Annotated in this window: 9 protein-coding genes and 3 pseudogenes; 7 read left to right on the top strand and 5 right to left on the bottom strand. The window is 41.5% G+C overall.

The annotated features are described in order from the left end of the window. Positions 1–32: 32 nt before the first annotated feature. Positions 33–692, bottom strand: coding sequence for a riboflavin synthase (locus H6G83_RS16910; RefSeq protein WP_190474379.1), 660 nt, complete (start codon positions 690–692; stop codon positions 33–35). Between the two features lie 754 nt (positions 693–1,446). Here H6G83_RS16910 and H6G83_RS16915 point away from each other — a divergent pair. The 7 genes from H6G83_RS16915 to H6G83_RS16945 all read left to right on the top strand — a co-directional run bounded on the left by H6G83_RS16915 (position 1,447) and on the right by H6G83_RS16945 (position 6,773). Beyond that, the gene (locus H6G83_RS16915; RefSeq protein ID WP_190474381.1) at positions 1,447–1,944 is read left to right on the top strand and encodes a bifunctional nuclease family protein; all 498 of its coding nucleotides are present in this window, start codon (positions 1,447–1,449) and stop codon (positions 1,942–1,944) included. 206 nt (positions 1,945–2,150) lie between these two features. After that, positions 2,151–3,281 carry an aldo/keto reductase gene (locus tag H6G83_RS16920; protein WP_190474383.1) on the top strand — a complete coding sequence of 377 codons (1,131 nt, stop codon included), beginning with the start codon at positions 2,151–2,153 and terminating at the stop codon, positions 3,279–3,281. A gap of 33 nt (positions 3,282–3,314) precedes the next feature. Next, entirely contained in the window at positions 3,315–3,923 is a 609-nt protein-coding gene (locus H6G83_RS16925; protein ID WP_190474386.1) for a Uma2 family endonuclease, read from the top strand. Positions 3,924–4,020: 97 nt separating this feature from the next. After that, a complete protein-coding gene (locus H6G83_RS16930; protein ID WP_190474388.1) occupies positions 4,021–5,142 on the top strand; it encodes an AAA family ATPase in 1,122 nt (373 codons plus the stop codon). Between the two features lie 2 nt (positions 5,143–5,144). After that, entirely contained in the window at positions 5,145–5,795 is a 651-nt protein-coding gene (locus H6G83_RS16935) for a DUF3226 domain-containing protein (protein ID WP_190474390.1), read from the top strand. Next, complete coding sequence (locus H6G83_RS16940) at positions 5,792–5,965, top strand: hypothetical protein (protein WP_190474392.1); 174 nt, start codon at positions 5,792–5,794, stop codon at positions 5,963–5,965. The genes H6G83_RS16935 and H6G83_RS16940 overlap by 4 nt, the downstream gene beginning before the upstream one ends. A gap of 628 nt (positions 5,966–6,593) precedes the next feature. Beyond that, positions 6,594–6,773: a chlorophyll a/b-binding protein gene (locus H6G83_RS16945; protein ID WP_067763960.1), complete on the top strand. Its 180-nt coding sequence runs from the start codon at positions 6,594–6,596 to the stop codon at positions 6,771–6,773. Positions 6,774–7,037: 264 nt separating this feature from the next. Here H6G83_RS16945 and rpoD read toward each other — a convergent pair whose 3' ends face one another. The 4 genes and pseudogenes from rpoD to H6G83_RS36260 form a co-directional block, all read right to left on the bottom strand. Beyond that, complete coding sequence (gene rpoD / locus H6G83_RS16950; protein ID WP_190474394.1) at positions 7,038–8,210, bottom strand: RNA polymerase sigma factor RpoD; 1,173 nt, start codon at positions 8,208–8,210, stop codon at positions 7,038–7,040. Between the two features lie 1,641 nt (positions 8,211–9,851). After that, positions 9,852–10,277 (bottom strand): annotated as a pseudogene (locus H6G83_RS36250) (DNA topoisomerase IV subunit B); the annotation flags it as partial. A gap of 6 nt (positions 10,278–10,283) precedes the next feature. Continuing rightward, positions 10,284–11,933, bottom strand: a pseudogene (locus H6G83_RS36255) (LAGLIDADG family homing endonuclease); the annotation flags it as partial. Then, positions 11,922–13,442: pseudogene (locus H6G83_RS36260) on the bottom strand (DNA gyrase subunit B); the annotation flags it as partial. The pseudogenes H6G83_RS36260 and H6G83_RS36255, both read right to left, overlap by 12 nt. Positions 13,443–13,478: the final 36 nt, after the last annotated feature.

Here is a 13,478-nt window from a genome sequence, read left to right on the forward strand (position 1 = left end):
GATAACTGATAACTGATAACTGATAACTGTCCCTACATATACCCGTGTTCTACCAAAAAGCCAGGTGTGATATCTGTATTGTTGCTGTGTCGATGACCGGGTTGCAGGAATTTCTCGACGTATTTGCCTAAGATATCGCCTTCTAAATTGACTAAGCCGCCGGGGACAAGATAGCGAAGATTAGTCTCAGCGTATGTCAGGGGAATTACTGCGACGGTGAACTGAGATAATTCTGGCTCGTAGGCGGCTACAGTTAAACTAATGCCATTGACAGTAATGCTACCCTTGGGGACAATGTAACGTGCGATCGCTTCCGGTGCAGTGAAGGTCATTTCCCAAGAAATGGCTGTCTGTTCTAACCCTAGCAATTGTCCCACCCCATCTACATGACCCATGACAAAGTGACCGCCGACTTTACCACCAACTCTTAAGGAAGTTTCTAGATTGACGTATCCTTGTTGTGCTTGCTCAGTGCCTAGAGTGGTGCGGCGAAGAGTTTCCGGGGAAGCTGAAGCAATAAACCCATCTTTTAAAATTTCTTCTACCGTCAGACAAACACCATCCACCGCCACGCTGTCACCGTAAGCCAAATCCTGCATAATTGATAATGATTGACTCACACAAGTAATTTGCCAAGAATCGCCCCCTAGAGGCTTGATTGTTCCTAAAGCTTGTATTAATCCTGTAAACACGGCTATTTTGTAAAACTAACTCTATTTATTACTTAATTTGGCCGAAAATCAACTGGTAATTCTCACAAGAATGACAAAAATTTTGGGTATATTTTCTGACTTTATCTATTTTGACACTCACCGCACTTTTAGGGCGGGGATTCTTGGTTCATCGAGTCCACTTAGCGCACGACCCCTTGCGGTATCGAGACCAGAGGTGGTTCTCTCCCCAAGCGTTAACTTTCGGTATGCCCTACCGTAGTTGCATTGCTGAGGCAGTGTGTCGGGCGGCTATGCCCACACTTACGCCACTGTCGTGCAAAATTTGTTTGTAGTTTAATGCTGTTGGTCTAGTATCTGTGAATCTTTTACCTACTTCCAGGTAATACTAGAACTCCGAAGTAGAACCCACAAGATTCAGTTGTCAAGGTACAGCGTCTGCGGATGAGGCAGCAATTGGGTTTTTTTCGTGGTTGATTACCCTTCCACAATTTATATTTTACCAAAAGCCGTTCTATAAGGACGGGGTTTTATACCCAATTTTTCGATAAGGTTATTAACACAATTACGTTTTTTCCAAGGCATACTTGTTGAAGAAGGTGATTGTCTATCAAGACTCATTTGAATTACTCTGGTGTTCACAACCAGTTGGGAGTTTAATAGAGACAATTATTAAAGAGCGATCGCTATGTTTATTCCTGCTTTTACTTACCCAACAAAGGGTATTATTTATCACTTATCCTTGATATCTCGAAGGATGATAGAGGCTTAGTCAATGATTGAAATGAAAGTCGCTGGCATAGCATTAGATGCCATAACCCGCAGCCCAATTGTCTTGTTGAAAGACGCTTCTGATCGCCGCGCCTTACCAATCTATATTGGTCAGGAACAGGCTAGGGCTATTATGGGCGCACTGGAGAATCAAAAGCCTCCCCGTCCCCTAACCCATGACCTAATTGTGAATATTCTGGAGGCGTGGAACATGACTCTGGAAAAAGTGGTGATTCATTCCTTACAAAAGGATACATTTTATGCAGCTTTGATTCTTCAGCAAGGCGAAGTCAAGAAAGAAATTGACGCACGTCCTAGCGATGCGATCGCTGTTGCCCTCCGTACAAATACCCCTATTTGGGTGATGGAAGAGGTAATTGCTGATGCTTCGATTCCTGTAGACCGTGACGCTGATGAAGCCGAACAACAAGCCTTCAAGGAATTTATCTCCAATCTTCGTCCAGAGGATTTAATTAAGCGCTTTGGTAATGGTGACAGTTAGAAAAGTGCAAAGTAACGAGTAGCGAGTTCTGAGTAAAAATAAGGAACAGGGTTTGAGCTAACTTATCTGTTCAACCTTACTTTTTTACGCCCTATCTTTTGTTATTTGTTTCTCAATGATTTGGCGTAAATCCTCAAACAGAGATTTCTTCACTCAAGACGGGCTGAACGCCCCGCTACCGCTAACAGCACTCATTACTCAGTACCATGCACTACCGACGCTTTGGCAAAACTAACCTAAACCTCTCGGTTTTTTCTTTAGGGACAATGCGCTATTTAGCTGATAGCGAAAATGTGCAGCAAACTATTGCTAAAGCCTTAGCATTAGGAATTAATCATATAGAAACAGCCAGAGGTTACGGTAAAAGTGAAGAGTATTTTGGCGAAGCAATCAAAGCTGGGTTGTCTGTACCTCGTTCACAACTTCATATAACTACTAAAATTCCCCCCACATCTGACGCTGATGTGATGCGTCGGTATATTGATGAATCCCTAGAAAGGTTGAACTTAGATTACTTAGATTGTCTAGGTATCCACGGCTTAAATACTTGGGAACATCTGGAGTGGGTGCAAGCTAGAAATGGCTGCATGAAAGCTGTGGAAGAAGCAATAAATGACGGGCGAGTTAGACACGTTGGTTTTTCCACCCACGGGGCTTTAGAGTTAATTTTAGCAGCAATCAACACAGATTTTTTTGAGTTTATCAATCTACATTACTACTATTTTTTTCCCAGGAATGCAGATGCGATCGCCCTAGCCGCAAGCAAAGATATGGGCGTTTTTATCATCTCCCCAGCCGATAAGGGCGGGAAGCTATACCAGCCTCCTCAAAGCCTCAAAGATTTATGTCATCCCTTTTCGCCTTTAGAATTAAACTATAGATTTCTCTTAAGTGACAAACGCATTACTACCTTAAGTGTAGGGCCAGCCACGCCAGAAGAATTAGTAGCACCGTTACAAGTTGCTGATAATGTTGGTGAGTTAACACCAGCAGAAATTGCTACTTTGCAAAGTTTAGAAAATCATCAAAAAACAGTATTAGGAACCCAACAGTGTAGCCAATGCTATGCTTGTTTACCTTGTCCAGAAAAAATCAATATTCCCGAAGTTTTGAGATTACGTAATTTGGCAGTGGCGTACAACATGACAGATTACGGACAATATCGTTATGGAATGTTTGAAAATGCTGGTCACTGGTTCCCTGGAATGAAAGCAAACCGTTGTACAGAATGCGGTGATTGTTTACCTCGGTGTCCAGAAAAGTTAGATATTCCTACATTATTAGAAGATACCCATAATCGGTTAAATGGCAAAGCCGGAAGAAGATTGTGGGGATAAAAGTATAATTTGTAATAAACTTTCTAGAGGATTATGCAAGTAACACAACAGAAATACTACACACCAGAAGAATATTTAGCACTTGAGGAAAATGCTGAATATAAAAGCGAATACATTGATGGACAAATAATTCCTATGGCAGGCGGAACATTAAATCATAATCAGTTAGCTCTTAATTTAAGTACAGAGTTAAACTCTGCTTTCAAAAGACGAAATTACCGAGTTTACATGAGTGATGTTCGTCTATGGATTGCTCAAAAACGGATATACACTTATCCTGATGTGATGATTTTGCCTGGAGAGGCTGAGTTATTTAACAATAGAACAGATACAATTCTCAATCCCCAGGTAATTGTGGAAGTTTTATCAAAGTCTACTAAAGGGTATGACCGTGAAGATAAATTTAAGGCTTACCGAACAATTCCTAGCTTTCAAGAATATTTATTAATTGACCAAACTCGGATTCATGTAGAGCAGTTTTCCAAAACAGGTAAAAAGCAATGGAATCTGCGGGAATATGATGAGGAGGATGAGGCGATCGCTCTCGTTACTGTACCCTTTGAGATTAGCTTACAGGATTTATACGACAAAGTAAACTTTGGGGTGGCAGAGCCGGAAGAGAAAATTGATGGCGTGGATTAGGGAGTGCGATCGCCACTTTTTGCTAAAGTATAAATATTCATAATTACTAATTTTAAAACATATTTTTACTTCCATTTCATCACCACCTAACAAAATTATGTTGAAGTCTGTAAAAATAGAAAATTTTCGAGGTTTTAAATCCTTCGAGCTTCAGCAGCTTGGTAGAGTCAACCTGCTGGTAGGTAAAAATAATACAGGTAAAACATCAATACTAGAAGCCATTCAACTCTTATGCTCACGAAATAATCTTGAACCACTACGTCAAGCAATGACTAAGCGGGGTGAATTTTATTTTGATGAAAATTCTAACAATTCGCAAGAACTGGATGTTCGCAACCTTTTTTATGGACATGAAATTGACATAGGAAGTAAATTTTCAATAATAGGTTGTAATGACAATCTTCAAGAAGAGCTTGTTGTATCCATAGGCTCACGTGTAGTTACTAATGTTACACAGGTTAATGAATATCCTGATCTTCAAGGTCAAGAATTTATAGATTCATTTGAACAACTTCTTTTTATAATGAATTGGGACAATAAGCGGGGAGAAGAACCTTTAATGCGGCCTTTATCCTCCAAAGGAGGGCTACCTATAGACTATACACGTAGGTTTCGTAGGGATACTAAAAATGCAGTATCAAAAGTACAATTTATCACATCATCCTCTTTAGATGCTGAGAAGATGATTGAACTATTTGACCAAATTGTACTAACACCAGAGGAAAAACTTGTAGAGCAAGCAGTTAATATAATTGATTCCAAAATTCAACGCATCGCTCCAATAAGTTCCATTAAATTTAGAGGTTCTTTAGATGGTTCGCGGGGTGGTTTTTTCGTACTGTTATCTGAGATTAACCAGCGCGTACCAATTGGTAGTATGGGTGATGGGGTGTGGCGTATGTTAGGACTTGCATTAGCTACAGTATGTGCTAAAGACGGATATTTATTTGTTGATGAAATAGATACCGGACTGCACTTTACAGCAATGTCTGATATGTGGCGGATGATTTGGAAAACTGCAAAACGATTAAATGTACAGGTTTTCGCCACTACTCATAATAGTGATTGTTGGATGAGTTTAGCTAGTATTGCTCAACAACATGATACTGCTGAGGATGGTATTAGAATCCACAGAATTGAGCAAGGTAAGGATAAAAGTATAGTCTTTACAGAACCTCAAATTGTCATTGCTGCTGAAAGAGAAATTGAGGTACGTTAGTAATGCCAAGGGGTTACGTAGCTAAGAAGCTTTTGGTTGAGGGGAAAGACGACCTGCGAGTCATACCAGAATTGATAGAAAAAAACGGAATTGTTTGGGGTAATAACAAGAAGGAAGCAATTGTATTAATAGATGATTGTGGTGGTTGTAGCAATATTGATTCAGACCGCATATCAACAGAGTTACAAGCATCAGGACTGACTCACCTGGGTTTAATGGTAGATGCAGATGATGACCCTCAAGGACGTTGGCAAAGTATTAGAGATGCTTGTGCAAAGAGTATTCCTGATATTCCTCAACAAATACCAGCAACAGGGCTAATCCACACTACGAACACAGGAATTAAGTTTGGTGTGTGGATGATGCCAGATAACCTGATGCAAGGGATGCTAGAGACTTTTCTAGCTTATATGATTCCAGATGAGAGTGAGTTGCTTTGGACATACGCCAAGGAAGTTGTAGCTGAGGCAAAAAATCAGGGAGCGTTATTTATAGATGCGGATACAGATAAAGCAAAAATTTATACTTGGCTAGCATGGCAGGAAGACCCTGGAAGGCAATTGCATCAAGCTATTGAGTATCAAATTTTCAATCCCCAGCACCCAAAAGCACAGGTATTCGTGAACTGGTTTAAGACTTTGTACGACCTGTGAATTTTAGCCTGGGAAAAATAGCGATCGCCACACATACCTTCTTATACCAATCAAAAAACAATGCGACAGGTTTCTGGGTAGGGATGTACAGCTGTACGCCCCTACAAATCATGAATGTGTTGCCAAGATTTGTGGAATCGGTCTTACTAATGCGATCGCCTGTCTTGTAATATCTGCATTAATTGCAAGTTATTAGCAAATATAATATTTGATATTAAAATTTACAAAGCTCTTAACTGCCTATCAATCAAGGAAAACAGAAGCTTACTGCTAAAATAGTTGCTAAATAATGGCAATATACATAATTCTCCATACAATTATCTGTTTGTAGCTGTCCTTGCTTTATCTATTCCCATATACAGCATATTTTGGGTAAATGAAGTACAAGCGTAAAACCCAAAACCATGTAGAGACGTTACATGTAACGTCTCTACAGTATTTCACGAATAGCGAAACTGCTGTATGTATGGCAGTAGCCACATAGATGAGGACATGGAGGAATCATAAAATCTTGATAGCAATCAGTTTTTGAACCTATCACCCTCCGGGTTCGCCAGTTCCCAGGGCGCGGGAAACCCCTCCGGGTTCGGCAGTTGCCTGCGGAGGGAAACCCTCCCGCAGCACTGCACTCACCGCCTACAGGACTAGACTCACCTGTCCCCTGTCCCCTGTCCCCTAACTATTGCAACTAATCTATAACAACAAAAATATAAATAAATGTTGCATTCTCGAAAAATATTGTTATATTAATTTACATACGGCAATAATCCTTATCAAAATTAATTTGGAGTGCCACCCATGACAGACACAACAAAAATCTCTGCTTCTGTAGTTGAAGACCGCAATTCTTGGCGTTGGGGTTTCACTCCTCAAGCCGAAATCTGGAACGGTCGCTTGGCAATGATTGGCTTTTTAGCAGCCGCATTGATTGAGCTGTTCTCTGGTCAAGGCTTCCTGCACTTCTGGGGTATTCTGTAATATCATCTCCGCTTAAACACTTATCATATTTTGGGGATTGGTAATTGATAATTGGTCATGGTAAAAAGCAATTACCTATTCGCTATTACCTATTACCGACTAAACCAAAGATATCCTAAGTGAGCAGCCGGAGTTGATGTAATACCTAGAAAAATAGATTATAAAAACAAAAAAACCTGGAGGTGTAACAACACTTCCAGGCTTTTAAGTTATTTGTCAGTGGTCAATTGTAAAAACAAAAGACAACCGAACACTGACAACTGACTAACGAATATATTCCTTCAGAACGCTGTTGCGGTTGGGATGGCGTAACTTACGGAGTGCTTTGGCTTCGATTTGGCGAATACGTTCGCGGGTGACGTTGAAGATTTGCCCAATTTCCTCTAAGGTCTTCATGCGACCGTCATCTAGACCGTAGCGGAGGCGGAGAACGTCGCGTTCGCGGGGGCTGAGGCTGTCGAGGACTTTTTCTAAATCTTCGCGCAGAAGGTTTTTAGAAACTTGGTCTTCTGGGGTTTCGCCGTCGGATTCGATAAAGTCGCCTAAGCGGGAATCTTCTTCTTTACCGATGGGTGTTTCTAAGGAAATGGGTAGCTGGGCAGATTTGGCGATGAAACGCAGTTTCTCGATGGTCATTTCCATGCGAGTAGCGATTTCTTCTTCTGTTGGCTTGCGTCCCATTTCCTGAGACAATAGTTTAGTGGTTTTCTTGATTCTGGAGATGGTTTCGTAGAGGTGAACCGGCAGACGGATGGTGCGAGATTGGTCAGCGATCGCACGAGTAATGGCTTGGCGAATCCACCAAGTAGCGTAGGTGGAGAACTTATAACCTTTCTCATGGTCGAACTTCTCAGCCGCACGAATCAAACCCAGACTTCCTTCCTGAATTAAATCTTGGAAAGATAAGCCACGGTTCATGTATTTCTTGGCAATTGAAACTACAAGGCGCAAGTTTGATTGCACCATTTTATCTTTTGCTCTGCGGCCAACGTGCAGGCGGTAACGGAATGCGGGCAATGGTATCTGTACTGCTTCTGCCCATTCACTATCACGGGGATCACGTTCTAACTGTTCTGACAGCCGTTCTCTTACCCTCTCTAATTCCAATAAATCAGCAATTTTTCTTGCTAGTTCAATTTCTTCATCTGCACGCAACAAACGGATGCGACCAATTTCTTGCAAGTACAGACGAATGGAATCTTCGGTGTAGTGCTTCTTCTTACTTTGTGTGCGACGACGCGACTTAGCGGCTTTTCCAGACTTTGCGTCGTCCTCATCAGACTGAGGCTCTAAAAACTCATCAATGTCGCCATCATCAGCGAGCAATAAGTCCTCGTCTTCTTCAATTAGGAGGTCTTCTAACTCGATCTCAGGCTGATTCATCATTTCTAGGTCAGGCTGATAAATGCTATCGAGTACGTTGTTAGCCTGGTTCATGCCGCGTTCCTCATGCTCCTTGCAGAATCAATTACTCAAGATGTTCTACTGCTCTTTTTAATCAGAGCTAGTTGACAATCGAAGATAGGGTTTTAAGTTCGTTTCCCTAATCTTTTTCGGACGTTTTGTTCCTCTAAAGAGGAACTTGGGACTCATTGTAAAAATCAGCAGTTAATGCTGACTTATTTATCTCGGTACAAACCAAAAGTGTAGCTTTGGCTAATCACTTTTAACTGGCTTGTCTAAAAGTAGACTCGTCTCGATAAAAAAATTACCACTGCATATAAATGATTTATGACTGTTGGCAGATTTTCTTATAAAGACTGTTCCGATTGTAGCCTGTTTCACAAAAATTGCACTCTTTTTGTGTATTAATCATGAACTGATTACGGAAGGTGAAGCCTCCAATATCAAAAAGATGTTGAAAGTGGTAGTAATCCCCTTAAATTTTCTCTAAAGCTTTATGCAATTGCATTGCCGTTATCTTTACATACTCAGGAAATTAAAGCCGCCTTCATACAATTTCTGGTATTGTGCGAAACATAAATTACCTAGAAACAGTATATTTTATGTTAATTGAGGCGAGAACAATGAACGCACCCATTTTTACATTTCCTTCATAAATAAATTAGTCCGGAGAATTGGAGAGGACTTCCAAAGAAGTGCATACAGCTATAGAGATGCTTCTTGTGAGAAACTTAACTTTTTACTGGTTCATCGCCTTGAGCTTCGTGTAAAGCCTGGAGCCATTCTAGCCGGATGGCTAGCGATTAAGGTTTTACAGATTTGGTCTTATTCACACATTAGCGCACCGCCGAGATTTCCACCCATAGAATCTTGACAAACTCTTTTTATTGTATCCAACGATATTTTAATCAATTAAAAAGGAATTTGACATTCAAAATTACAGATATTTGTCAACTTATGACAAAACTTTATCGAACAAAGACAGAATATGTAGCTTTTTCAACGGTAAACTAGAATATACCGATAAGAGCTACCAGCACTACACAATCTAATGCTAGCAACGTTATTTGGAAACGTTCGTCCAGTCTATTGATAAAATTGCCAAGTTTTTACAGGCTGACTTCATATAAGAAAAATGCGAAATAAATTACGCAGTTTACAGAAAAAACTTTATCTTGTGGACTTCAACCCTCAAGATAATCATACTCATGTCGCCTGAAATCCAAGATTAACTTTGCCATACAAGCTTAACAAATACTTTTTTGATTTGTAACTAGTATGAACCAATTCACAAACTGATATTGATCTGTCTTACTGAGATAAATGATAAAAAATTTACGAACCTCGTCTAAAATACTTGACTTTGGGTAAATTTTGTGCATCGGTGTATGCAGAAAAAGTTATAGATTGACTTAATATTCTCTATGTATCCTATCAAACATTTTTTGCTAACTAGTCAAAATATGCAAAATTTTTTGATTGGGACTGGGGAGAGGGAGATGAGGGAGTGGGGGGAGATGGGGGAGAAAAACTAATGACTATGGACTAATGACTGTTGACTATGGACTATGGACTAATGACTATGGACTATTGACTGTTGACTATTGAAAAAAATGGGTAACTGATGTTAAGCAATTACCCATTGAGAAATTAAATATTGATACTATCAACAGATTAGATATCTAAATCTGTGAGGTTAAGTTTAGAACCGTGGGTTTCGATAAATTCGCGTCTGGGTGCGACGCGATCGCCCATTAAAATGGTAAAGATGCGATCGGCTTCGGCTGCATCTTCAATTTCTACTTGCTTGAGGGTGCGGGTTTCGGGGTTCATGGTGGTAGTCCAGAGTTGTTCGGGCATCATTTCCCCTAAACCTTTAAAGCGTTGGATGGTATAGTTGGCGTTGGCTGGGAATTTGGCTATGGCTTGTTGGAGTTCGCGATCGCTATAACAATATTCATAATTGCGTCCCCGTTCTACCTTGTATAATGGGGGACAGGCGATGTAAATGAAACCTTGCTCGATGAGCGATCGCTGGTATCTGTAGAAGAAGGTCAATAATAATGTGCGGATGTGTGCGCCGTCTACGTCCGCGTCGGTATTATGGGCGCATAAACCACCAGTACCACAGACGAAGTTTTCGTCATCTTCTACAGAAAAATCATACACATAATCGCCAACCAATTCTATTTCCTCAGCCCTAATTACTCGTAAACCCATTAAATCATCGCTGATGTTAATATAATCTTGGGCTTTGGCTGTGGGTCTAGCTAATAATGCTTCTAGTTTATGGGCATTACTATGACGCTGCCAAATTTGCCGACATCTAGAGATTTGTTCTTTTCCACAAATTCTGATGCTGTAGTAAGGATGTCGGGTTTGAATTGTAGCATCGGGTTTTGTGGTTGGTTGGTGTTGACTGTTAGCGGCTATTAAACCCAGTTGTCCCAACAGATATAATAATCCTTCCTTCAGTTCCCCAGAGTTAGTGGTAAAGGATATGTGACTACCTGCGGTTGTCCCATCACCTAAGAAGTAACCTGCCACAAAAGCCAATTGTAAATCTTCAGTCAGACTAAAGACAATATCGGGAAGTTTTTTCTGGTGTGCTGGCTTGGCTAAACCGTAAGCTTGAATTAATCTCGCCGCCGCTACACTGTGGAAGTAGAGTTTAATACCATCGCTATCGGGGTCAGGATAGAGTCTGGGTGTTTCCCCAAAAACGAATTGAATGGCTGTAATTAATTCTGGGATGAAACGCTCATCTTTTTTGCCTAAGTTGAGGCTAACTTGATGTTGGCTAAGGGTTCCTTCGGCTACATACCAACCCAAGAACCACATTAATTCAGGGGTGATGGGTAGATAACGCTTAAATGCTTTTTCACTATGCGCTTGGGGAACAAGTAGCACATCATCACCTAAAGAGGCGATTTCTGGTGAGGTAAATTCATCAAAGGGTTTGTAGTTGCTAATTTCCCGCCATTTTGCATTTTTACTGCGATCGCCTTGATTGAGGAGTGCGTCGATTTTCGATGGTAGCTGTTCATAAACAACTTTATCATCCCAACCAATTGCTTCTACATAGTTGAGGAATTGGGATAAGATGGGACGATTAATTCCCCGTTCCCAATGGCTAATGGTGATAGGTTGTTTAACTCCGCAAGCAGTGGCGATTTTTTTCTGACTAATTCCGGCTTGTTGACGAGCTGTAATTAGTTGTTGCCATGCTGTTGAATCTAACATGATTCTCGGTTCACTCAACAAGTCGGGGCGTTCAACTTTGGCGAGTAGTCGCTGACTTGCAACTCGCCGCACATCTTCACCTTGGAGATAAAGACCTTTGGTTAATTCTGCTTGGTGGAAAGTTGCGAGTAAGTCGATGCGGGTGGGACTATTGGCGGGACGAGGAAGGCGACGACTGGCGACTAATATATCCCCTGGTTTAATTTCGTTACCTTTTTTGAGAATGACTTGACCGTTTTCCCAAACAAAGACGCTGTGGGATGATGTGACTTTCACAGAACGATTGTAACGGGTGGTTAACCGATACATTGCTTCTTTGTGTTCGTGACGAATGACGGCTTTGAGGGGACGGAAGCGGGTGTTATGGGTTTTTTGGTCAAAACAGATGACTTGGTATTCTTTGACGTTGCGTCGCCCTTCTGCACAGTCATCAATAAACCGTCCAATTTGCACAAATTCAGTTTTACCTGAATTATCCATGACTAATGTTGGTTCGTCACCGGCTACGCTCATGATGATGATGCGGTGATAGCGTAATTGGGTGGAATCAAATTCTTCACCTTTCACGCCTAAACCCAGGGCGGTAATTAACGCCTGAATTTCATTATTTTTATAGATTTTGGAATCGTCGGTTTTCTCAATATTAAGAATTTTACCACGTAAGGGAAGGATGGCTTGGGTGCGGCGATCGCGTCCTTGTTTGGCACTACCACCTGCTGAGTCTCCTTCTACAATATAAATTTCCGACTCACTAGGGTCACGGGAACTACAATCAGCTAGTTTACCGGGTAATGGGGAAGATTCTAATACAGATTTGCGTCTAACTAACTCCCGCGCATGACGTGCTGCTTCGGCGGCTTTGAAGGCTTGAATAGCTTTATCTAAAATGGAGTCAGCAATGCTGGGATGAAATTCTAGGTATTCGGTGAGGACTTCGCCAACGAGAGAGTCAACGATACCGCGAACTTCGGTGTTACCAAGTTTGGTTTTGGTTTGTCCTTCAAATTCTGGGTCTGGTACTTTGACGGAAATAACCGCCGTCAAACCTTCGCGGACGTGTTCACCACTGAGGTTTGGTTCATTTTCTTTAATTTTATTGCGCTTGCGGGCGATCGCATTTAATGTCCGGGTCAGTACCGCCTTCAAACCTTCCAGGTGTGTACCGCCATCTACGGTGCGGATGTTGTTAGCAAAACCCAGCACGTTGTCTGTGTAAGCATCTGTACACCATTGTAAGGAAACTTCTATTTGGACGTTATTGCGTTCTCCCTGCACAAAAATGATTTCTTCATGGAGTGGTTGCTTGTCACGGTTCATGTAAGCAACATATTCTTTAATCCCACCCTTGTATTCATAGGTTTCTACTTTGGGTGTATCACTTTTCAGCAGTTCTAAACGGTTGTCGGTAAAAGTTATTTTTACCCCTGCATTGAGATAGGCTAACTCGCGCAAGCGACCTGCTAGGGTGATGTAATCAAATTCAGTCCCAGTTGTAAATATTTGAGCATCTGGCTTAAAACTAACAGATGTTCCAGTTCTCGCTTCTTTATAAGGTTTGGCGATGAGTTCGGTAACGGGGACACCCCGTTCGTAACGTTGGGTATGAACTTTTTTATCCCGCCAGACTGTCACCTCGACAACTTCTGACAAGGCGTTAACTACAGAAATACCAACACCGTGTAATCCTCCAGAAACTTTGTATCCACCGCCACCAAACTTACCCCCAGCGTGTAGCACGGTTAATACAGTTTCTAACGCCGATTTTCCTGTGCGCGAGTGAGTATCTGTAGGAATACCCCGACCATCATCTGTGACAGTCACGGAACCATCTGCATTGATGTCAATCTCTATATGAGTGCAGTAACCTGCCAATGCTTCATCAATAGAGTTGTCTACCACCTCATAAACTAGATGGTGGAGTCCTCGCGGCCCGGTAGACCCGATGTACATCCCCGGTCGTTTGCGGACGGCTTCCAGACCTTCCAGAACTTGAATCTGATCGGCACTGTAACTGCTCGTCATGAAAATTCTCCTGATGCGTGGGGTAAAATTCGCCCA

This window comes from Anabaena azotica FACHB-119, assembly GCF_014697625.1.
GTDB classification, from domain to species: Bacteria; Cyanobacteriota; Cyanobacteriia; order Cyanobacteriales; family Nostocaceae; genus Trichormus; species Trichormus azoticus_A.